The sequence below is a fragment of the Streptomyces sp. NRRL F-4489 genome (assembly GCF_001509485.1).
In the GTDB taxonomy this organism is placed as follows: Bacteria; Actinomycetota; Actinomycetes; order Streptomycetales; family Streptomycetaceae; genus Streptomyces.
The window spans coordinates 28,693-50,608 of record NZ_LLZI01000235.1; the positions used below are offsets into that span (position 1 = coordinate 28,693).

The window sequence follows — 21,916 nt, forward strand, 5'->3', positions numbered from 1 at the left end:
TGTGCTGTCGGACGCATCCGGTGGACGGAACCGGCGCGGGGGTGACAGCCGCCCCCCGTCAAGTGGGCTGTCAGCGGCCGGACTTGGGGTCGAAGGCGTCCCGGACCGAGTCCCCGAGCAGGTTGAAGCAGAGCACGAAGATCACCATCGCCCCGCCGGGGAAGAGCAGGAAGGTCGGGTCGTTCTCGTAGACCTGGCCGGCCGTGTGGAACAGCCGTCCCCAGTCGGGGGTCGGCTCCATGATGCCGACGCCGAGGTAGGACAGGCCCGCCTCCGCCGTCACGAACAGCGGGAGCATGTAGGTGCTCTGCACCAGGATCGGAGTGACCACATTGGGCAGCAGCTCCTTGGTGATGATCCGCCAGGGCGAGGCGCCGGTGATCCTCGCCGCCTCGACGAAGTCCCGCTCCCGCAGGGACATCACCTGGCCGCGCAGCAGTCGTGCCAGACCCATCCAGCCCAGCGCCCACTGCACGATGATCAGCGCGATGACGCGGATGTAGGTGGGCGTCTCGTCGCCCGGCGCCACGAACAGCGCCACCACCACGGGCATGAACGCCACGAACGTCAGCTGGCTGGGGAAGGCGAGCAGGAAGTCGATGACCCGGCCGAGCCAGTAGTCGGTCTTGCCGCCGAGGTATCCGGCGGTCACGCCGAGGATGGTGCCGGTGATGACCACCAGGATGGTCACCGCCACCGAGATGCCCAGCGAGGTCCGCATGCCGTACAGCAGGTTGGTGAACAGGTCGCGGCCGAGTCCGGGTTCGATACCGAACCAGAAATCGCCCGAGATTCCGCCGTTGGGGGCGGCCGGATAACTGAACTCGTCCAGCAGGGTCGGGTCTTCGCTCCCGTAGAGCGTGTACGGATTCTTGCCGTAGAGCGAAGCGATCACCGGTGCCAGCGCCGAGACGACGAAGAACGCCAGCACGACGATCCCGCAGATCACGCCGGTGCGGTCGCGTTTGAAACGCGTCCACATCAACTGCCCGGGGGAACGGCCTACCAGTTCACCGCCCGGGCCTTTCTTTTCCTTCTTCAGACCTTTGGACGCGCGCCCCGGGGTTTCGGACGTGCTTACCGCGGTCTGGGATGGACTGGTCATCGCGAAGTGCCCCCGCGCCGAGTTCTCTTGGAACGTGAAGCGGCACCGGTCGCACCGCTGGATGAGCGCGACTTTCGCAAGTGATTTACGGCGGAGTCAAGGGTATGAGGTGTGCTTGTGCACAGGTCGTTCGCTTCTTGAGCGAACATTGCGCAGATCGACGCCCGGGCGTGCTTGACACGTGGCCGCCATGTACGGCATGACGGACATATCGGCACCAAACGCTTTAACACAGCGGCAACTTGCCCGTCGCATCACCGATATACGGACGCGCCATGATGAACACCGTACGGCCGTGCGGGTGCCGTAGACCGGCCGGGACGCCATCGGCGCCCCGGCCGGCTCTCCTTTTGTGCCCGTTCCGCCTACTGGTCCCGCCGTGTCCGTTGTCCGCGGACCGAGATTGGTGTAGACCTGTGGTGGTGTCTTCACGATTGCGTCGATGGCGTGGACGTGCGGGAACGCCGCCGGGCGCCCGGCGCGGAGTGTCCACACTGCGGGCAGCCCGGCCGGCGCCGGCACCGGCCGGGCCGTTTCAGGCCAGGCCCAAGGACCGCTTGAGGAAGTCCGCTTGGAGCAGCAGGAGGTTTTCGGCCACCTGCTCCTGCGACGCCATATGCGTCACGCCCGACAGCGGCAGCACCTCGTGCGGCCGGCCCGCCGCCAGCAGCGCCGAGGAGAGCCGCAGGGAGTGCGCCACCACCACGTTGTCGTCCGCCAGCCCGTGCACGATCAGCATCGGCCGGTGCGGCTCCGCGGCCCCGGACAACCCCTCGTCGGTGACCAGGGAGTTCAGGGCGTAGACCGCCGGCTCCTCCTCCGGGTGGCCGAGATAGCGCTCCTGGTAGTGGGTGTCGTACAGCCGCAGGTCCGTCACCGGGGCGCCGACCACCGCCGCGTGGAAGACGTCCGGGCGGCGCAGCGCGGCCAGCGCCGCCAGATAGCCGCCGAACGACCAGCCGCGGATCGCCACCCGGCTCAGGTCCAGCGGGAAGGATTCGGCCAGCGCGTGGAGCGCGGCCACCTGGTCCTCCAGAGCCACCGGCCCCAGCCGCCGGGAGACCGCCTTCTCCCAGCCGGGGGAGCGGCCCGGGGTGCCCCGGCCGTCCGCCACCACCACCGCGAAGCCCTGGTCGGCGAACCACTGCGAGGTCAGATGGGCGTTGCGGGCGGCCACCACCCGCTGGCCGTGCGGACCGCCGTACGGGTCCATCAGCACCGGCAGCGGGCCGTCGCCCTCGGTGTAGCCGGCCGGCAGCAGCACCGCGCACGGGATCTCCCGCTCGCCGGCGCGCACCAGCCGCGGCCGGGGGGTGAGACCCGGTGTCTCGGCATACGAGCCGAGGACGGCGACCACCTCCGCCTCGCCGTCCGGGCCCGGCCGCACCACCTCCGTGCGGGTGCCCGGCCACTCCAGCGACGCCTGCGTCAGCACCGCCAGCCCGCCGGAGCGCACCGCCGAGGTCACGGTCGGAGACGGCCGCCCGCCGACCCGCTGCCAGCCGCCCTGGTCGCCGCTGCCGCGGAACCAGGCCCGGTAGACCCCGATGTCGTGGGTCTCCGGCCCGCTGGCCGAGAAGAGGATGTCCTCCTCGCCGATGTCCAGCACCGCCCGGACGTGCAGCGGCGCGCCGGTCAGCGGCCGGTCGCCGGCGAACAGCTTCCGCACCCCGCCCTCGTCGGCGATCCGCACCAGCCGCCCGTCCGGCGTCCAGGCCGGCACCCCCGGATACGGCTCGACCCAGACCGGGTCCTCGTCCTCGTGCACCAGGGTGGTGGCACCGGTGGCGGTGTCGACCGCCAGATAGCGCTGGGCGCGCTGGTCGCGGGTCTGCACCAGCAGCAGCGGCGGGCCGGCCGCCGACCAGTGGACGCGGGCCAGATACGGATAGCGGGCGGTGTCCCAGATGACGTCCGTCCGGGAGCCGTCCAGGCCGAACAGCGCCAGGGTGACCTCGGCGTTGGCGGTCCCGGCCGCCGGGTACGCGACCCGCGCGGGCTCCCGGTCCGGGTGCGCGGGGTCGGCGATCCACCACCGGGCCACGGGGCTGTCGTCCACCCTGGCGGCCAGCAGCCGGTCGCTCTCCGGGGACCACCAGAAGCCGCGGTAGCGGCTCATCTCCTCGGCGGCGATGAACTCGGCCAGGCCCCAGGTGACGTGGGGCGCGTCGGGCTCGGCCAGGGGGCGGTCCTGGGGGGCGGGGGCGTTGGCGCCGTCAGCCGGGGCGCCGTCCGCTGCGATGACCCGTAGGGCGCCGCCCGCCACGTAGGCGATGTGGCGGCCGTCCGGGGAGGGGCGCGGGTCCACCACCGGCCCGGTGGCGGGGAGTTCGCGGGTGGTGCCGGCGCGCAGCTCCGAGACGAAGAGCCGGCCCGAGAGCGTGAACGCGGCCAACTCCACGGCGGCGTCGACCGCGTAGCCGACGATGCCCCCGGACCCCTCGCGGGTGCGCTCGCGGCGCGCCCGCTCCTCCGGGGGCAGTTCCTCCTCCGCGCCGGCCAGCAGGGCCCGCGGATCGGCCGCGGTGAACTCCTTGCCGCTGCCGGGGTCGAGGACCTGGAGGCAGTGGGAGCGGTCGGTGCCGGAGGGGGAGCGCAGGAAGACCACGCGGGTGCCGTCGGGGGCCAGGGAGATGTCGCGCGGCGCGCCGAGCGTGAAGCGCTGGGTGCGCGCCGCGTGCCGGGGGAAGGGCAGCTGTCCGGTCATGGCGCCGAGCCTACGGCGGAGGCCGTCCGGAGGGGCCGTACCCGCGGAATCGGCGTGCGCCCCCGCCGTGCTCCGGTGCACCGACTTATGCGCGCGGACGGAAAGTTATGATCCCATGCGCGTAGCGGGTGCGGGGTAAGGAGCCCTTGGCGCACCCGGGTGCGTGGCGCCGCCCCGGTCGCTCACGTACCGTCAACTCTGTCCGGACCGTGTGTACTTGGAGGTGGGCCGCCGTGGCACTCTCGATTTCGGCGGTGGTGCTGCTGGCGATCGTCGTCTTCTTGTTGATCAAGAAGTCCGGACTGAAGGCGGTGCATGCCTTTGTCTGCATGCTGCTCGGCTTCTATCTGGCCAGCTCCTCCATCGCCCCGACGATCAAGAGCCTGACGACCAACGTCGCGGGGATGCTGGGCGGCATCAGGTTCTGAGCGGGGCGGGGCGGTCCCGGTCGGCCCCGGCGGGCCGGTCCCGGCCTGTGCCGCGCGCGACGTCCCGTGTCCGCGCGCGGTGGCCGGGCGGCCGTCCCGGTGGCCGCGGGTGGGCGGGCCAGGGGGTGCCCCGGTCGGCCTCGGGTGGGCCGGCGGGCGCCTCGTAGGCTGTCCGCATGACGTCCCACCCGTCGCCCACCGCCGCCCCCGGAGCGGACGCCGCGCACCGCGGCGCGCCCGCCCCCGCCCGCCGCCTCCTCCTGGTGCACGCGCACCCGGACGACGAGTCGATCAACAACGGCGCCACCATGGCCCGGTACGCCGCCGACGGCGCGCACGTCACCCTGGTGACCTGCACCCGCGGCGAGGAGGGCGAGGTCATCCCGCCCGCGCTCGCCCACCTGGCGCCCGACCGCGACGACACCCTGGGCCCGTACCGCGTCCGCGAGCTGGCCGAGGCGATGGCCGCCCTCGGGGTCGCCGACCACCGCTTCCTCGGCGGGCCCGGCCGCTACCGCGACTCCGGGATGTACGGGGCGCCGCAGAACGACCGGCCCGGCTCCTTCTGGCGCGCGCCGGTGGACGAGGCGGCCGCCCATCTCGTCGCCGTGATCCGCGAGGTCCGCCCCCAGGTGCTGGTCACCTATGACCCGAACGGCGGATACGGCCACCCCGACCACATCCAGGCCCACCGCGTCGCCATGCGGGGCGCCGAGCTGGCCGCGCGGGCCGATTTCCGCCCGGACCTCGGCAGCGCGTATGCGATCGAAAAGATTTACTGGAACTGCAACCCCCGCTCGGAGGTCGAGGCGGGCCTGGCCGCACTGCGCGCCACCCGGCACGGCTTCTCCGGGGTCGCGGCGGTGGACGACATCCCCGGGGTGGTCCCGGACGAGGCGGTCACCGCGTCGGTGGCGGGCGCCGGCCGCTGTGCGGACGCGAAGGCCGCGGCGATGCGGGCGCACGCCACGCAGATCGTGGTCGAGGGCGGGTACTTCGCGCTCTCGAACGACCTGGGCCAGCCGCTCGTCACCACCGAGCACTACCGGCTGGTGCACGGCACGCACGGCGCGGCCGCCGGGGAGCGCGAGGACGATCTCTTCGCGGGAATTGGGGAATCGACCGATTCGACGGGTATGCGGAACAGTGCCCGGGGTGAGGAGGCGGCGGAATGAGCACGGGCAAGGACGGCGGGGACGCGGACCGGGGCGGTGCTCCCAAGGGCGCGGACCGGAGCGGCGCTTCCCAGGGGGGCGCCTCGAAGGGCGGTGCCTCCAAGGGGGCTTCCCCGGGCGGTGCTCCCAAGGGCGGTGCCTCCAAGGGGCAGCGGACGCGGGCGTCCGGCAGCGGGCCGGCCGCGGCGCGCGGTGGTGGCCCGGTGGCCGGGCGCGGTGGCGGCGCCGCGGCGCCCGCGGGCCGCCCGGCGGCCGGTGCGCCGCTCACTCCGGGCCGGGTGGGCCTCTACGTCCTGCTGCTGGTCGCGGGCGTGCTGCTGGCGATCGCCGGCTCGCTGCTGCAAGGGGCCTGGTCCCCGGGCGGGTTGCTGCTGGCGCTGGCCGGCCTGGCCGGTCTCTTCCACGGCGGCGGGCGGGCCACCGGCACCGCCGGCGGGGTCCTCGTCCCCGGCGCCGCCTGGCTGGTGACGGTCTTCCTGCTGATCAGCGACGTCCGGCCGGAGGGCGACTTCCTCTTCGGGCCGGGGCTCGGGTCGTACGCCTTCCTGCTGGGCGGCATGGTGATCGCTGTGATCTGCGCCACCGGGACCAGGCTGCGCGCCGTCGCCCCGCCCCCGGGCCGAGTCGGCGGATGACGTGGCCCATACAGGGACGGATGCCGCGCCGTTCCGGGTGACCGGCGGGTTTTCCGGACCGCCGGCCGGGCGGGCGGGGTTCCCGCGCACCCGGGGTACCGCCCGGCGGCGGACAGTATGGTGGTGCGCGCCGCCGCGCCGCCCTGGGGGCACCTCCCGGCCTGACGAGGCCGGGGATCATCTCTGACGAGCGGCGGAGCCAACCGGGAGAACCTGCTTTGAGTCGTGAATCTGACAGTTCGTCCTCCGGCCCTGGGGGCCGTGGCGGAGCCGTGTACCCCTCGGGGACACCGCCCTACGGCTCGCCCAGGGGAGACGCCGGCGAGACGTCGGCGCCCGGAGCCGGGGAGCGGCCCGAGGAGCCCAGAACCGAGACCACGCTGACGACGCGGATCAAGATCAACATTCCGGGGTCCCGCCCCATCCCGCCGGTCGTCGTGCGCAAGCCCGTCGGTGAGGAGTCCGGCATGAACGCATCGGCTGCATCCGGCGGTTCGGCCGGCCCGTCCGGTTCCCGGGGGGCGTCCTCCGGCCCGGCGGGCGGTGAGCGGGCCGCCGAGCGGACGGCGGACACGCCGCGGCCGCAGGCGGCGGACGAGCCCGCCGCACCCAAGGAGAAGACGACCAGCGACTGGTTCGCCCCGCGCAAGCCGCAGGGCCAGGCGGGCGGGAAGACCCCGGCCGCCGGGAGCCGTCCGGCAACCGGTGCGGCGGGGGCGGCCGGGGTGACCGGTGGCGCCTCGGCGACCCGCCCGGCGTCCGGTGCGTCCGGACCGGTCGGCGGCACCTCGGGGAGCCGCCCGGACCTCCCGTATTTCTCGGACGCCCCGGCGTCCTCCTCCGGGGCCGCCACACCGTTCGACGGCCCCCGGGGCCACGGCGCGCCCTCCGGCAGCGACCCGCTCGGCGGCGACCCCTTGGGCGGCGCTCCCCTGGGCGGCGACCCGCTGTCCGGTGACCCGCTCTCCGGCCCGTCCCCGTTCGACGGCGGGGCGCGGGGCGCCGGGTCGCCCTTCGACGGCGGTCCGCACGGCGGCTCGCCGTTCGACGGCCCGGCGCGGCCCGCCCGCGACCACAGCCCGTTCGACGCCCCGGCGGGCGGCGGCGCGGCGCCCAGCGGCCCCACGGCCGGTCCGGCGCGCGGCGACTCGGCGCTCGACCTCCCGCCCGGCTTCAGCGACCCCGGCGCGGGCAAGAGCACCGCGCGGCTCAGCGACGACACCGCCGAACTGACTCCGCAGCCCCCGGCGCCGCCGGCCGGCCCCGGCGTCACCGGCGGGATCACCGGCGGTACGGGCGCCCGTCAGGGCAAGGCCGGGAAGGCCGGCTCGCCCTTCGGGTCCGGCGGGTCCGGCCCCAAGGGCGGCCCGAAGAGCGGCCGTCCCGGTGCCGGGGTCTCCGGCGACACCCTGGTCAGCGGCATCCCCAAGGTGCCCGGTAAGGACGGCCCGGCGGCGGTCGACCCGTTCGCCGGCGCGTCCGGCGGCGGCACCGAGAGCGCCGCCCCCAAGCCGCGCCCCAAGATCCCCGAGCCGATCAACCCGCCCAAGAAGGGCCGCAGCAAGCTGGTCCTGGCCGGTGTCGCGGTCGTGGTGCTGGCGGGCGTCGCGTACGGCGCCGGGCTGCTGCTCGACCACGCCGACGTGCCCAACAACACCACCGCGCTCGGCGTGGAGATCGGCGGCACGTCCAAGGACGAGGCGGTCAAGAAGCTGGAGGCGGCCCTGAAGGACCGCCGCACCGCGCCGCTGAAGCTCACCGTCGACGGCAAGGCCGAGACCCTGCTGCCGTCCCGGGCCGGGCTGGACATCGACCTCCAGGCGACCGTCCGCAACGCCGCCGGCCGGGACTACAACCCGGTCTCCGTCATCGGCTCCCTCTTCGGCGTCAAGCGCACCGCCCAGCCCGCGGTGATCACCGACAAGGAGAAGCTGGCGGTCGCGCTGCGGAACGTCGCCGGGCCCGGGGGCGCCGACGCGGACGGCGGGATCACCTTCGAGGACGGCAAGGCGGTGCCGCACTACGGGGCGCCGCACAAGGCCATCGACCCCGCGGCCTCCGAGAGCAAGATCACTGAGGCGTACCTCAACCGCGTCACCACCGGCAGCGACGCCCCCGTGGTGCTCGCCGCCACCACCCAGCAGCCCCGGGTCAGCAAGGCCGCGGTGGACAAGGCGCTCAAGGAGTTCGCCGAGCCGGCCATGTCCGGGATGATCACCGTCCGCACGGACGCGCTGCACCGGGTCTCCTTCAGCCCGCAGAAGTCCATCCCGAAGTTCCTGTCGTTCAAGATCGTGGACGGCCAGCTGGTGCCGTACTACGACCGGCCGGCGCTCAAGGAGCTCTACGGCAACACCTTCGACGGCGTCATGGTGACCAAGGGCGACGGCAGCAAGCACCCGGTCAGCGTCGAGGAGGTGGCCGGCGCGGTGGGCCGGGCGCTGGTCGGCAAGACCCCCGCCGAGCGCGTGCAGACCATCGCCACGGACGGCAGCTGACGGCCGCACCCGCTCACCCGCGGCGCGCCGCCGCCTAGCGAAGTAGCAGGTCAGAGGCCCTCTGGGGCGGATCCTCCGGGATTCCCCCTAGGGGGCCTCCCCCATGACATCTGTCATGCCGGTCTGCGGACACCTGACACTGCCGGGCGCCGCGCGGATCACCGAAGCTTGATGCCATGACGACGACAGCGACCACTCCGGCCCCCACCGCGCGGGACGCGGCGGCGGTCCCCGTGGTCAGCTTCCAGGGGGTCAGCAAGAGCTACGGCGCGGTGCGCGCGGTGGCCGATCTGCGCCTGGAGCTGCACCCCGGCGAGACCGTGGCCCTCCTCGGCCCCAACGGCGCGGGCAAGTCCTCCACCCTCGACCTCCTCCTCGGCCTGCGCGCCCCCGACACCGGCACGGTGTCCCTCTTCGGCACCACCCCGCAGCGCGCGATAGCGCAGGGCAGGGTCGGCGCGATGCTCCAGAGCGGCGGCCTGATGGAGGGCGTCAAGGTCCGGGAGCTGGTCAGGCTGGCCCGCGATCTGCACCCGCGCGGCCACACCGTCGAGCACATCCTCGCCGCCGCCGGGATCACGGACATCGCCGACCGGATGGTCGGCAAGCTCTCCGGCGGCCAGGAGCAGCGCGTCCGCTTCGCCCTCGCCACCGCCGGCGCAAGCGATCTGATCGTGCTGGACGAGCCCACCACCGGCATGGACGTCTCGTCCCGGCAGACCTTCTGGGGCGCGATGCGCCGCCAGGCCGAGGAGGGCCGCACGGTCCTCTTCGCCACCCACTATCTGGAGGAGGCCGACGAGATCGCCGACCGGGTGATCGTGCTGCACCGCGGCCGGGTGCTGGCCGACGGCACCGCCGCCGAGATCAAGGCCCGGGCCGGCGCCCGCCGGATCACCTTCGACCTCGACGGCCCGGCCGACCGCGCCGCGCTGGAGGCCCTGCCGCACCTGACCTCCCTGACGGTCTCCGGCAGCGGCTCCGGGCACACGGTCCGCATCCGGTCCCACGACGCCGACGCCACCGTCCACGCCGTCTACGGCCTCGGCCTCTACCCGCGCAATCTGGAAGTCTCCGGCCTCGGCCTGGAGCAGGCGTTCCTCGCCCTGACCACCGCCGAGGAGGCGGCCCGATGACCACGCTGATCAAGCTGGAGATCCTCCGCACGCTGCGGAACAAGAAGTTCATGTTCTTCTCGGTGATCTACCCCCCGGCGCTCTACCTCATCGTCGCCGGCGCCGCGGACGGCAAGCCGATCCCCGGCACGCACCTGAGCACGGGCCTGTACTACATGGTCTCCATGGCCGCGTTCGGCGCCATGACCGCCGTCCTGCTGGGCAACAGCGAGCGCATCGCCAAGGAGCGCCAGGCCGGCTGGGTGCGCCAGCTGCGGCTGACCGCGCTGCCCGGCCGCGGCTACGTGGCCGCCAAGATAGCCGCCGCGGCGACGGTCAGCCTGCCCTCCATCCTGGTCGTCCTGGGCGCCGCCGCGCTGGTCAAGGGCGTCCGCCTGGAGCCCTGGCAGTGGGGCGCCATCGCCGCCGGCACCTGGCTCGGCAGCTTCGTCTTCGCCGCCCTGGGCGTCGCCATCGGCTATCTGGCCACCGGCGACGCGGTCCGCCCGATCTCGATGCTGGTCTACTTCGGACTGGCCTTCCTCGGCGGCCTGTGGATGCCGATGACCCTGCTGCCCCAGTGGGTGCAGAACATCGCCGAATGGCTCCCCACACACGCCTACACGGCCCTGGGCACCGCCGTCGAGGGCGGCGGCGCACCGCACGCCAAGGACATGGCCATCCTGCTGGGCTACCTCCTCCTCTTCGCGGGTGGCGCCGCCTGGCTCTACCGCAAGGACACCCGGAAGGCATGAGACCGTGAAGACGAAGAGCGCATCCGACGACCGCAACCCGGTCCTGATCGGCCAGCGGCCGCGCAGCCGCCGCCAGGCCGTGACCAAGACCCTGTCGATCGGCGTCTGGCTGCTCTACCTCGCCGGTCCGGTGGGTGAGCTGGCCGGCCCCCGGTACTCCATCGGGCAGCGGGTCTGGGGCGCGGTCGGCCTGGCGCTCTTCGTCCTCGCCTACACGGTGCTGATCTTCCGCCATGTCTGGTGGCGCCCGCCCGTCCTGCTGCGGTACGCCCCGCTGGTCCTGATGCTCGCGCTGTCCATCGCCCTGTCGTGGACGCTCGGCTCCACCTGGCTGGTGCTCTTCATCTTCACCAGCGTGGCCTCCGCGGTGGTCCTGCCCTGGCAGCGCTCCCGCTGGGCGATCCCGGTGACCACCGCCGTGCTGATCGCCGTCGGCGCCCGCTTCCCCGAGATACGCGCCTACTACCTCTTCGCCTACGCCCTGCCCGCCCTCGGCAGCGGCTACGTCATGATCGGCGTGCAGAACCTCATCCGCACCACCAAGGAACTCCGCGCCGCCCGGGAGGAGGTCGCCCGCCTCGCCGCCAACGAAGAACGGCTCCGCCTCGCCCGCGATCTGCACGACCTGCTGGGCCACTCCCTCTCGCTGATAACGCTCAAGAGCGAGCTGGCCGGGCGGATGCTGCCGGGCAGCCCCGAGGAGGCCGCCAAGCAGGTCGCCGACATCGAGCGGGTCAGCCGCCAGGCCCTGGTCGACGTCCGCGAGGCGGTCACCGGCTACCGCCGCCCCCGCCTCGCCGTCGAGCTGGCCGGCGCCCGCGCCGCACTGCGCACCGCCGGGATCGCGCTCACCGCCGACCCGGCCTTCGAGAGCGGCCACCCCGGTCTGACCGACGACACCGAGGGCGCGCTGGCCTGGGCGCTGCGGGAGGCGGTCACCAACGTCGTCCGGCACAGCCGCGCCCGCCGCTGCGAGCTGCTCCTCACCGAGGAGCGGGAGACCGGCGAGCGCCGCTCCCTCTGCCTCACCGTGACCGACGACGGCGACGGCCCGCCCCGCTCCCGCTACGACGGCAACGGCCTCACCGGCCTCCGCGAACGCCTCACCCTCACCAACGGCCGCCTGGAAACGGCCCCCGCCACCCCCACCCACGGCTTCACCCTCCGTGCGTACGTCCCCATAACGACCCCAGCCTCGCCCGAGCCCATATCCCTCCCGGACTGCCCCCGGGAGGGCGCGAACGAGGCGGGGTAGGGGAGGGCCGCACGCCCAGCGCCGATCGCGGGTCCGATCTGACCGCAACCCCTGCGGCCCTGACCGCACCCCCTGCGGCCCTGATCGCACCCCCTGTGGCTGGCCCGGGGACCGTACCCGTCCCGGCCATGGCCGGCGCTCGGCGCGGCCGTTGCCCGGGGCCGCCGCCCGCCCCCTCCCGCCGCCCTCCCGGGCGGGCTCGGCCGGCCGGGCGGTGGCGCGGGAGACCGTAAGCTGGGCGCATGATCAGACTGCTGCTGGCGGAGGATCAGTCGATGGTCCGGGAGGCGCTGGCGGCGCTGCTGTCCCTGGAGGACGACCTGGAGGTCGTCGCGCAGGCGGCGCGCGGCGACGAGGTGGTCGGCGCGGCGCGGGCGCAGCAGGTCGATGTCGCGCTGCTGGACATCGAGATGCCCGGCCTGAGCGGACTGGACGCCGCGGCCCGGCTGCGGGCCGAGCTGCCCGGCGTGAAGGTCGTCATCCTCACCACCTTCGGCCGCCCGGGCTATCTGCGCCGGGCGATGGAGGCGGGCGCGGACGCGTTCCTGGTCAAGGACGCCCCGGCGGCCCAGCTCGCGGACGCGGTGCGCCGGGTGCTGCGCGGCGAACGGGTCATCGACCCGGTGCTGGCGGCCGCCGCGCTGGCCGAGGGCGCCAATCCGCTCACCGACCGCGAGCGGGAGGTGCTGCGGTCCGCCGCGGACGGTTCCACCAACGCCGAGATCGCCGGACGGCTGCACCTCTCCCAGGGCACGGTCCGCAACTACCTCTCCCTCGCCATCCAGAAGACCGGCGCCCGCAACCGCGCCGAGGCGTTCCGCGCCGCCCGCGACAAGGGCTGGCTCTAGCCACCCGCCCGAGAGCCCGCCGCCCCGCCCCTGTGCGGGCGCGGGCGACGTCCCGCAGGCTTGAAGTGTCATGCCTGCCCCTCGTTCCGCCGACGGCGGCGTCCTCGCCCCCGCGCTGCTGATCCTCGCCATCGTGGCCGTCGCGGCGGTGGACGCCACGACCGGCCCCGAGCTGCACATCTCCGCGTTCCTCGGGATCGCCCCGCTGGTCGCCGCGCTGCGCTGCTCGTACCACCGCACGCTGCTGGTGGCCCTGGTCTACGTCGTCTGCCTGACCTACGTCGATCTGCTGACGGTGCCCGACTGGGCCCCGGCCAGCCGGGTCGTCGGCGTCTTCGGGGCGTTCCTGGTGGGCGTCTTCGCCCTCGTGCTGTGCCGCACCCGGCTCGAACGCGAGGCCCTGCACGCCCGCACCTCGCTCGTCGCCGACACCGTGCAGCGGGCCATGCTGCGCGAGCTGCCGCTGCGCGCCGGCCCCCTGGAGGCGTACGGCTTCTACGTCTCCGCCCAGGAGGGCGCCCGGGTCGGCGGCGACATCTACGAGGCCGTGGACACCCCGCACGGACTCCGGCTGATGATCGGCGACGTGCAGGGCAAGGGCATGCCGGCGATCGGCGCGGGCCTGGAGGTGCTCGCGTCGTTCCGCGAGGCGGCGCAGTACCAGGAGTCGCTGGAGGGTGTGGCCGACCGGATGGAGCAGGCGCTGACCCGTTACAACGCCCGGTCCGTGGAGGAGGGCACCGCCGAGCGGTTCGTGACCGCGCTGCTGCTGGAGGTCCGGGCGCCGGGCCGGGCCCGCGTCCTGTCCTGCGGCCACATCCCGTACTACCTGATCCGGGACGGCCGGGTGGAGGAGCGGTCGGACGGTGAGGGCGGGCTGCCGCTGGGGCTGGGGCAGCTCAGCCGCGAGCCCCGGCACGGCGTTCCGGTCCAGCCGCGCCCGGGCGACTGGGCGGTGCTGTGCACGGACGGCGTCACCGAGGCCCGCGGCGGCGACGGCCGCTTCTACCCGCTGGCCGAGCGGCTGGCCGCCTGGACCGGCCGCGAACCGGCCGACCTGGCCCACGCCCTCCGCTCGGACCTGGAGCACTTCACCGGCGGCCGCCTGCGCGACGACGCCACGCTCCTCGTCGTCCGCCGCGTCCCGGGCCCGGAGCCGGACCCGAACTCGCACCCGGGCGCGCACTCGCACCCAGGCACGGCCCCTGGCGCCGACCGGTCTGCCGCCCCTGGCTCCGACCAGGACCCGGACCGCCCCGCGGCCACATGAACAGGACGCCGCCACGACCGGAACGGCGCCACGACCGGAACGCCGCCATGACCGGAACGGCGCCATGATCAAGACGGCGACATGATCGGGCCCTGCCCCGCCCCCTCAGTTCAGCCGCGCCCTGGCCGCCACCGCCTCCTGGCGCAAGGCCGTGGCGGCGGTCGGCCGGATCGGCTCCAGGACGCGCGCGTACTCCTCCAGCTCGGCCGCGCCGGCCAGGAACTCGCCGCGCTGGACGAGGAGTTGGGCCCGTTCGTGGCGCAGCCGGGCGGGGTGGCTGGGCAGCAGCAGCGACAGGTCCAGGGCCCAGAGCTGGACCGCGCTGTGCTCCGGGCGGGCCTGCGCCCAGGCCCGGATGTTGTTCAGGATCCGCTGGACGATCTCCAGCGGGCCGGCCGGGGCCAGCATCTCCGGGGCCAGCGCCTCCCCGGTCGCCCCGGCGACCAGCGTCGCCGCGTCCTGGCCGGTGAGCGGCCGCCCGCCCGCGAACGGATCGGCCAGTACATGCCGCCCGCCCGGATCGCCCAGCCCGATGACGAAGTGACCGGGCAGCGCCACCCCGTACACCGGCGCCCCGGCCCGCCGGGCGACCTCCATCCACACCACCGACAGCAGGATCGGCAGCCCGTGCCGCCGCCGCAGCACCTGGTGCAGCAGCGACGACTCCAGCCGCCGGTAGTCGCCCGGCGAACCCCGGAAGCCGAGCCGGGTGCCCAGCAGCTCGGCGAGGTTGCGGGCCCAGGCGCCGGGGCCGCCGGCCGGGGCGTACGGCAGCAGGCCGGCCAGCCGGTCGAGCTCGATCTGCGCCGCGTCGATGCCCGCCTGGTCCAGCTCCGGATCGGCCTCGGCGCCGATCAGCAGGCAGAGCAGCGCCAGGTCCGGCCGCTCCTCGCGGGCCGCCGCGGCGAACTGCCGCCGCCGCTCCGCCCGCGCCGCGTCCCGCTCCGGCGACGGCTCCCCGCCGCGCTCCGCTCGCTCACCCATACCCGACGCATACCCCTCAGTCAGTCACCCCGTCAGCCGGACCGGGCCCCGGGCCGCGCCGACGCTCACACAGCGGCCGAAGGACACCCCGGCGCGCCCCCGCTCACGCGCCCCCCGCCGAAGACGCCACTCCCCGCCGGTAGTGGTACCCATGGTGCTCCGTGAACCCGAGCCGCCCGTACAGCGCCAGGGCGGGCGCGTTGTCCGCCTCGACCTGGAGGTACGCCGCCGAGGCGCCCTCCGCCAGGGCCCGCTCGGCGAGCGCCGCCATCACCAGTGTCGCCAGTCCGCCGCGCCGCCACGCGGGATCGGTCTCTATCGCCGAGAAGCCCGCCCACCGGCCATCCACCACCAGCCGTCCGATCGCCGCGGTGCCGTTGTTCGGCGCCGGCACCCGCGCGAACCACACCGAGGGCCCGCCGGTCAGCACCGCCCGCGCCGCCGCCGGCCGGTCCGCGCCGGCGCGGTGGTACAGCCCCAGCCAGCCGTCGTCCGGCTCCCGGGAGAGCAGGACCCGCGCGCGGTCCCCGGCGGCGTCGGCCAGCGGCGCCAGCGGCGCGGTCCGCACGGTCGTGTGCGCCTCGGCCGGCCAGCCCCGGGCGGCCAGCTCCGCGGCCAGCCGCTCGCCGGCGCTGTCCCCGGTGGGGACGGTGAGCAGCACCGGGAGCCCGCGCGCCGCATACCACCCTTCGACGCGGTCCAGCGCCTCGGGCAGCGGGATTCCGGGGTCGCCGAGCGCCAGGGCCGAGTTCGCCCGCCGGGTGAAGCCCTCGGAGGCCCGTAGCGTCCACTCTCCGAGACGTTCCGTCTCAAGTGCTGGCCATCCCCGGGCCGCGACCTCCTCCAGCTCCCGCATCGTGGCCGCCGGACCCCTTCTGCGGGCCGGTGCCGCCGGGACGACCTTGGCCGCGACCAGCGAAGACTCCGGGATCCGGACGCACTCCCCGCCGCGCCGTGTGATGCTCAGCACACCCTCGTCCCAGGATGTGAGAACGCCGACCGCGTCCGTGAACGCGGGCTCCCCGGCACCACCCCCGGTCAGACGCCGGACGGATACCCTTTTGCCCACGTCAGCATGGGTGATGCGGACTTCCGCCCGACCGCCGGCGAGGAATTCCATCGCTCTGTACCCGCCCCTCTTGTTCGTCTCGTGCCCGGGAACGGAGATACTAGGTGGCGGGCATCGACGACGCCGCGCTCCCGCGCGCCCAGCGGCGGTACCGCCGATCGGTCCGCCGGCCCTACCGAGGAGGAACGACAGCGTGACCTACGTCATCGCGCAGCCTTGTGTCGACGTCAAGGACAAGGCATGCATCGAGGAGTGCCCCGTCGACTGCATCTACGAGGGCTCCCGGTCCTTGTACATCCACCCGGACGAATGCGTCGACTGTGGTGCCTGTGAGCCGGTCTGCCCGGTTGAGGCGATCTTCTACGAGGACGACACCCCGGAGGAGTGGAAGGACTACTACAAGGCGAACGTGGAGTTCTTCGACGAGCTCGGTTCCCCGGGTGGTGCCAGCAAGCTCGGCCTGATCGAGCGCGACCACCCGTTCATCGCCGCGCTGCCGCCGCAGAACCAGGACCACTGACACCCCCGGAGGGACGTCCGGGAGCCGCCCGCTCCCCGTCCCCCGGACCGCTGGGGAGCAGCCCCGGCCTGAGCTGGGGAAGGCCGCACGGCGCCGCCCGGTCCCGTACGGCCAGCCCGCCGTACGGGACCGAGGCGTTTTCGCGCGCCGGAGGCGCCGCCGCGCACACCGAGGCGTAACCGCGCACCGCAAGCGCGCACCCGCCGTCACGCGCCGCCCTCCCCGCGCCGCCGCCCCCCGCGCCACCCCGTACGAGAAAGAGAGCACCGTGGGCGCCGACTCCACCCGCCACCCCGCCAGGGACTCGCTCCGCGACCGGCTCCCGGCCTTCCCCTGGGACCGCCTGGAGCCCTACAAGGCGACCGCCGCCGGGCACGCCGACGGCATCGTCGACCTCTCCGTCGGCACCCCGGTCGACCCGGTGCCCGCGCTGGTCCGGGAAGCGCTCGTCGCGGCGGCGGACAGCCCCGGCTATCCCACGGTGTGGGGCACCCCGGCGCTGCGGGACGCGCTCACCGGCTGGGCCGCCGACCGCCTCGGCGCCCCGGGGCTCACCCACCGCAACGTCCTCCCGGTGGTCGGCTCCAAGGAACTCGTCGCCTGGCTGCCCACCCAGCTGGGCCTCGGCCCCGGGGACAAGGTCGCCTACCCCCGGCTGGCCTACCCCACCTACGAGGTCGGCGCCCGCCTGGCCGGCGCCGAACCCGTCGTCTACGACGACCCCTGGGACCTCGACCCGGCCGGGCTGAAGCTGCTCTGGCTCAACTCACCCTCCAACCCCACCGGCCGGGTGCTGACCGCCGGCGAGCTGCGCCGCACCGTCGCCTGGGCCCGCGAGCACGGCGTCCTGGTCTTCAGCGACGAGTGCTACCTCGAACTGGGCTGGGAGGTCGAACCGGTCTCGGTCCTCCACCCCGACGTCTGCGGCGGCTCCCACGAGGGCCTGGTCGCCGTCCACTCGCTCTCCAAGCGCTCCAACCTCGCCGGCTACCGCTCCGCGTTCCTGCTGGGCGACGCCGCGGTCCTCGGCGAACTGCTGGAGATCCGCAAGCACGGCGGGATGATGCTGGCCGCGCCGGTCCAGGCCGCCACCGTCGCGGCGCTCGGCGACACCGCCCACGTCGCCGAGCAGCGCGACCGCTACGCCCGCCGCCGCACCGCGCTGCGCACCGCCTTCGAGGCCGCCGGGTTCCGCATCGAGCACAGCGAGGCGTCGCTGTACCTCTGGGCGACCCGCGACGAGCCCTGCTGGGACACCGTCGGCGACCTGGCCAAGCGCGGCATCCTCGTGGCGCCCGGCGACTTCTACGGCACCGCGGGGGAGCGGCACGTCCGGATCGCCTTCACCGCCACCGACGAGCGGGTGGCGGCCGCGGTGCGCCGCCTGGCCGGGTGAGCCGCCGCCGCTGAGCACACGCGCGGGGCCCGGGGATACGTCTCCCCGGGCCCCGCGCCGTACCGCGTACGGAAGATCAGCCGTACCGCGTACGGAAGATCAGCTGCCGCCGAGCGGCAGACCGCCGAGCAGGCCGGTGGCGGGGCCCAGCAGCCCGGTGGCGGGCTTGAGCAGTCCCTCGGGCGAACCGACCAGGCCCTTGAGGGCGTCGGTGGCCAGCGTGTTGGTGGAGATGCCCCGCTTGGCGACCGGCCGGACGACGCCCTCGGCGCGGTCCGCGGTCTCCTGGGTGAGCGGGTGGGCCTTCTCCACGACCGGGCCGAGCGTCTTGACCAGCGCGGGCGCGAGGGTGTGCGCGGCCTGCGTGCCGGTCTCGTTGACCAGGCCGACGCCGGTCCGGGCGGTGCGGTCCAGGGTCTTGCTGGTGTTCGCGGAGTCCAGCGCGGTCAGTCCGCCCAGCTCGTTGCCCTTGGGAGGCAGGTCCACGGCGCTCGCGGATCCGGCCGCAGCGACCACGGGAGCGGCGCCCGCTGCGACCAGCAGGGCGGCTCGGGCGATCCGACGCGTAACGGGGAGGGACATGGTGCTCCTTTTACGGAGAAGGACTCGTACTTCTGACAGATGTGCCATGTCCGCCGGGCGGACGGACGCCCTGACTACCGCGCCAGATGCCCGAAGGTTGCGGTGAACTCCGGTAAAGAATTGGCAACGTGTCACATAATCGGCCCGCGATAAAGAAGGGCGATATGCGCGCGCGCCGGAGCCGTGCGGAAACGTCACAGACCCTTAAACGCAAGGGAATTGAGTGAGGATACGGCCGCAACCAGGTGAAATTCGGGGGTGGGAAAGGGTATTGCGAGCGCCCGGGCCGGCCCGCCTACCGGCGCGGCCCATCCCGCGTGGCCCGCGCGCTGCTACCGCGCGGTGACGATCCGCACGGCGTCCCCGGAATCCCCGGAATCCCCGGTTCCCGCGGCGTCCCCGGTGCCCGCCGTCTGCCCCGCGCCGGCCGCGTCCCCGGCCGCCGGGCGCTGCCACCCCTCGTCCGAATCCGCCGCCGTCCACGTCCGCCCGGCGTACGAGATCCGCTCGATGTGCAGGTCGGCGGCGTGCGCCAGCGCCCAGTTCGCCAGCTGCCAGCCGCGCTGACCGGCCTCGCCCGGCGCCGCCGCGGCCACCCCGTCCGGCCGCACCGGCACCGTCACACTGCGGTCCGCCGCCGCGTCCGTCCCGCCGGTGGCCGCGGTCCGCGGCAGCACGGCGGCGCCGAACTCCCGCACCAGCTTCTCGCGCACCTTCGCCGCGCCGTCCGGCCCGGCGCCGTCCACCGGGTGGCTGACCGTGCAGCTCAGCGCGTCCCCGCTGCGGCCGGTCAGCGCACCGGTCAGCAGCGCGGCATTCGCCTCGTGTTTGGCGTACGCCTGCGGATAGCCGCTGCGCTGCACCCGCTGCGCGGCGACCGTCAGCGGCAGCCGCGAATAGCCCGGCACTTTCACCAGATGCCGGTAGAACTCCCCGGACGAATAGACCGGGTCCATGATCTGTTTCACGGTGCCCCAGTCCTGCGATGGCCGCTGCTGGAAAAGCCCCACCGAATCCCGGTCGCCGAAATCGATGTTGCGCAGCCCCGACTCCTGCATCGCGGTCGCCAGCGCGATCGTCACCGCCCGCTCCGGCAGCCCCCGGGAGGCCGCCACCGCGGAGATCGTCGCGGCGTTCGCGGCCTGCTCCGGGGTGAGTTCGTACGGGTCCCCGCCCCCCTGGACACGCACCGTGCAGCGCGGCGCCCCGGGGCCGCTGTTGACGTACTGCACCAACAGGTACGCGGCCACCCCGAGCAGGACGGCGACGGCCGCGGCGGTACGCCACAGGCGGGCGCGGCGGGCAGGGGGAACGGGCTGGGCGGACACGCAGCACAACGTACCCGAGGGCTGCCGATAGGGTCGGCCCCATGGAGCGCTCCACTCATCCCCGCCTTGACCTGTCGCTGGACGCCGCCGCGCTGACCGCCCGGCTCGTCGACCTCCCGTCCGAGAGCGGCGACGAGAAAGCGCTCGCCGACGCCGTCGAGGAGGCCCTGCGCGCCCTGCCGCACCTCACCGTCGACCGGCTCGGCAACAACGTCGTGGCCCGCACGGACCTCGGCCGCGCCGAGCGGGTGGTGCTCGCCGGCCACCTCGACACCGTGCCGATCGCCGGCAACGTCCCGTCCCGGCTGGACGAGCACGGCGTCCTGTGGGGCTGCGGCACCTGCGACATGAAGTCCGGCGTCGCCGTCCAGCTCCGGGTGGCCGCCACCGTCCCCGCGCCCAACCGGGACCTGACCTTCGTCTTCTACGACAACGAAGAGGTCGCCGCGCACCTCAACGGCCTGGGCAAGGTCGCCGAGGCGCACCCCGACTGGCTGGCGGGCGATTTCGCCGTCCTCCTGGAGCCGTCCGACGGCCAGGTGGAGGGCGGCTGCCAGGGCACCCTCCGGGTGCTGCTGCGCACCCGGGGCGAGCGGGCGCACTCCGCGCGCAGCTGGATGGGCGCCAACGCCGTGCACGCCGCAGCGACCGTCCTGGCGAAGCTCGCCGCCTACGAGCCGCGCCGCCCGGTCATCGACGGCCTGGAATACCGCGAGGGCCTCAACGCCGTCCGGATCGAGGGCGGCGTGGCGGGCAACGTCATCCCCGACGAGTGCACCGTCACCGTCAACTTCCGCTACGCGCCCGACCGCACGCCCGAGGAGGCGCTGGCGCACGTCCGCGAGGTCTTCGCGGACTGCCCCGTGGACGAGTTCGTCGTCGACGACCACTCCCCGGGGGCGCTGCCCGGGCTGTCGCACCCGGCCGCCCAGGCGTTCATGGCGGCGGTCGGCGGCACCGCCAAGCCCAAGTTCGGCTGGACCGACGTCTCCCGCTTCAGCGCCCTGGGGGTGCCCGCCGTCAACTACGGCCCCGGGGAGGCGCTGCTCGCCCACAAGACGGACGAGCGGGTCGCCGTGGACCGCATCCTGCACTGCGAGGAGCGGCTGCGCGCCTGGCTGACCGCCGCGCCCCAGGACTGACCGCCGCTCCCCGGCAGGGGGCGCGGCGCCCGCCCGTCCCCCCCCGCCGGCCCGGGGACCAGCCGAATTCCCCTCCGCTTCACTCCGCCGGATCTACGCTGAAGTGGCAAACGATCTGCCAGCGGAGGGAGCACGTCATGGCCAACCCCGAGGGGGCGTACGGTCCCGAGGAGAAGCGGCTGGGTCCCGTCCTGCGCCGCCACGACCAGGCGCAGGGCGGTACGACGACGGACCAGCGGCTGCTGGACTCCGAGGGCCCCTCCGAGTGGGTGCACACCGATCCCTGGCGCGTGATGCGGATCCAGGCGGAGTTCGTCGAGGGCTTCGGCGCGCTGGCCGAGCTGGGCCCGGCGGTCAGCGTCTTCGGCTCGGCCCGCACGCCCCGGGGCACGGCGGAGTACGACGCCGGGGTGCGGATCGGGGCGGCGCTGGTCAAGGCCGGCTTCTCGGTGATCACCGGCGGCGGCCCCGGGGCGATGGAGGCCGCCAACAAGGGCGCCTTCGAGGCCGGCGGCACCTCCGTGGGCCTGGGTATCGAGCTGCCCTTCGAACAGGGCATGAACGAGTACGTCAACCTCGGCGTCGACTTCCGCTACTTCTTCGTCCGGAAGACCTGTTTCGTGAAGTACGCGCGCGGGTTCGTCGTCCTCCCCGGCGGACTCGGCACCCTCGACGAGCTCTTCGAGGCGCTGACCCTCGTCCAGACCCGCAAGGTCACCCGCTTCCCGATCGTGCTGTTCGGCTCCGACTACTGGCGCGGCCTGGTCTCCTGGCTGCGCGAAACCCTCGTCGCCGAGGGCAAGGCATCCCCCCACGACCTCGAACTCTTCCACCTCAGCGACGACGTGGACGAGGCCATCGCACTGGTGACGAAGGAGGTGGGGATCTAGGGGGCGTCGGTCGGCCACCGGGGGCGCGGGGGCCGGGGGCCGGGGGCGGGGGGCGCCCCCGGCCCCTTCCAGTCCTGTCCGTCCCGCCTCGTCCGTCCAGTCCCGTCCTTCCTGGGCGGTCCCGTCCGTCCCGCCCATCCCGCCCAGGCCCGATCGGGAACGCCCTCGGCCTCGGTCCCGTTCGGGTGCCGTCCGTCCGCGCTTGTCCGGCGAG

General features: G+C 74.3%; 19 protein-coding genes. 13 read left to right on the forward strand and 6 right to left on the reverse strand.

The window, feature by feature from the left end:
- Nucleotides 1-70 precede the first annotated feature (70 nt).
- The gene (locus ADL22_RS21485) at nucleotides 71-1,105 is read right to left on the reverse strand and encodes an ABC transporter permease (protein ID WP_066982098.1); all 1,035 of its coding nucleotides are present in this window, start codon (nucleotides 1,103-1,105) and stop codon (nucleotides 71-73) included.
- Nucleotides 1,106-1,640: 535 nt separating this feature from the next.
- Nucleotides 1,641-3,812 (reverse strand): S9 family peptidase, encoded by a 2,172-nt coding sequence (locus ADL22_RS21490; protein WP_066982101.1) that lies wholly within the window; start codon nucleotides 3,810-3,812, stop codon nucleotides 1,641-1,643.
- Nucleotides 3,813-4,045: 233 nt separating this feature from the next.
- Here ADL22_RS21490 and ADL22_RS21495 point away from each other — a divergent pair, with 233 nt between their 5' ends.
- From ADL22_RS21495 to ADL22_RS21535, 9 genes are all read left to right on the forward strand, one after another.
- Nucleotides 4,046-4,240, forward strand: coding sequence for a hypothetical protein (locus tag ADL22_RS21495; RefSeq protein WP_066982103.1), 195 nt, complete (start codon nucleotides 4,046-4,048; stop codon nucleotides 4,238-4,240).
- Nucleotides 4,241-4,416: 176 nt separating this feature from the next.
- Nucleotides 4,417-5,415, forward strand: coding sequence for an N-acetyl-1-D-myo-inositol-2-amino-2-deoxy-alpha-D-glucopyranoside deacetylase (gene mshB, locus ADL22_RS21500; RefSeq protein WP_079064314.1), 999 nt, complete (start codon nucleotides 4,417-4,419; stop codon nucleotides 5,413-5,415).
- Complete coding sequence (locus tag ADL22_RS21505; RefSeq protein WP_066982105.1) at nucleotides 5,412-6,050, forward strand: DUF6113 family protein; 639 nt, start codon at nucleotides 5,412-5,414, stop codon at nucleotides 6,048-6,050. The genes mshB and ADL22_RS21505 overlap by 4 nt, the downstream gene beginning before the upstream one ends.
- A gap of 218 nt (nucleotides 6,051-6,268) precedes the next feature.
- Nucleotides 6,269-8,548, forward strand: coding sequence for a hypothetical protein (locus tag ADL22_RS21510; RefSeq protein WP_079064315.1), 2,280 nt, complete (start codon nucleotides 6,269-6,271; stop codon nucleotides 8,546-8,548).
- A 176-nt stretch (nucleotides 8,549-8,724) separates the two neighbouring features.
- A complete protein-coding gene (locus ADL22_RS21515; RefSeq protein ID WP_066982111.1) occupies nucleotides 8,725-9,684 on the forward strand; it encodes an ABC transporter ATP-binding protein in 960 nt (319 codons plus the stop codon).
- On the forward strand, nucleotides 9,681-10,418 hold the full coding sequence (locus ADL22_RS21520) for an ABC transporter permease (protein WP_066982114.1): 738 nt from the start codon (nucleotides 9,681-9,683) through the stop codon (nucleotides 10,416-10,418). The genes ADL22_RS21515 and ADL22_RS21520 overlap by 4 nt, the downstream gene beginning before the upstream one ends.
- 4 nt (nucleotides 10,419-10,422) lie before the next feature.
- Complete coding sequence (locus ADL22_RS21525; protein ID WP_066982117.1) at nucleotides 10,423-11,673, forward strand: sensor histidine kinase; 1,251 nt, start codon at nucleotides 10,423-10,425, stop codon at nucleotides 11,671-11,673.
- A gap of 242 nt (nucleotides 11,674-11,915) precedes the next feature.
- Nucleotides 11,916-12,521, forward strand: a complete 606-nt coding sequence (locus tag ADL22_RS21530; protein WP_066982119.1) for a response regulator transcription factor — start codon at nucleotides 11,916-11,918, stop codon at nucleotides 12,519-12,521.
- A 70-nt stretch (nucleotides 12,522-12,591) separates the two neighbouring features.
- Complete coding sequence (locus ADL22_RS21535) at nucleotides 12,592-13,791, forward strand: PP2C family protein-serine/threonine phosphatase (RefSeq protein WP_079064316.1); 1,200 nt, start codon at nucleotides 12,592-12,594, stop codon at nucleotides 13,789-13,791.
- A gap of 105 nt (nucleotides 13,792-13,896) precedes the next feature.
- Here ADL22_RS21535 and ADL22_RS21540 read toward each other — a convergent pair whose 3' ends face one another.
- Both ADL22_RS21540 and ADL22_RS21545 read right to left on the reverse strand, forming a co-directional pair.
- Nucleotides 13,897-14,775: a transglutaminase-like domain-containing protein gene (locus ADL22_RS21540; RefSeq protein ID WP_066982122.1), complete on the reverse strand. Its 879-nt coding sequence runs from the start codon at nucleotides 14,773-14,775 to the stop codon at nucleotides 13,897-13,899.
- Nucleotides 14,776-14,878: 103 nt separating this feature from the next.
- Nucleotides 14,879-15,895: a GNAT family N-acetyltransferase gene (locus ADL22_RS21545; RefSeq protein WP_079064317.1), complete on the reverse strand. Its 1,017-nt coding sequence runs from the start codon at nucleotides 15,893-15,895 to the stop codon at nucleotides 14,879-14,881.
- A 142-nt stretch (nucleotides 15,896-16,037) separates the two neighbouring features.
- On the opposite strand from ADL22_RS21545, the gene fdxA reads away from it, so the two are divergent.
- A complete protein-coding gene (gene fdxA / locus ADL22_RS21550; protein ID WP_016573354.1) occupies nucleotides 16,038-16,364 on the forward strand; it encodes a ferredoxin in 327 nt (108 codons plus the stop codon).
- Between the two features lie 268 nt (nucleotides 16,365-16,632).
- Nucleotides 16,633-17,760, forward strand: a complete 1,128-nt coding sequence (gene dapC, locus ADL22_RS21555; RefSeq protein WP_066982124.1) for a succinyldiaminopimelate transaminase — start codon at nucleotides 16,633-16,635, stop codon at nucleotides 17,758-17,760.
- A gap of 99 nt (nucleotides 17,761-17,859) precedes the next feature.
- Here the strand turns inward: dapC and ADL22_RS21560 are convergent, their stop codons facing one another.
- Both ADL22_RS21560 and ADL22_RS21565 read right to left on the reverse strand, forming a co-directional pair.
- Nucleotides 17,860-18,342, reverse strand: a complete 483-nt coding sequence (locus ADL22_RS21560) for an ATP-binding protein (protein ID WP_066982127.1) — start codon at nucleotides 18,340-18,342, stop codon at nucleotides 17,860-17,862.
- Nucleotides 18,343-18,674: 332 nt separating this feature from the next.
- Nucleotides 18,675-19,670, reverse strand: a complete 996-nt coding sequence (locus ADL22_RS21565; protein ID WP_079064318.1) for a heavy metal transporter — start codon at nucleotides 19,668-19,670, stop codon at nucleotides 18,675-18,677.
- A gap of 41 nt (nucleotides 19,671-19,711) precedes the next feature.
- Here ADL22_RS21565 and dapE point away from each other — a divergent pair, with 41 nt between their 5' ends.
- Nucleotides 19,712-20,812, forward strand: coding sequence for a succinyl-diaminopimelate desuccinylase (dapE, locus tag ADL22_RS21570; protein WP_066982130.1), 1,101 nt, complete (start codon nucleotides 19,712-19,714; stop codon nucleotides 20,810-20,812).
- 137 nt (nucleotides 20,813-20,949) lie between these two features.
- Nucleotides 20,950-21,702: a TIGR00730 family Rossman fold protein gene (locus ADL22_RS21575; RefSeq protein WP_066982133.1), complete on the forward strand. Its 753-nt coding sequence runs from the start codon at nucleotides 20,950-20,952 to the stop codon at nucleotides 21,700-21,702.
- The last annotated feature ends 214 nt before the right edge of the window (nucleotides 21,703-21,916 follow it).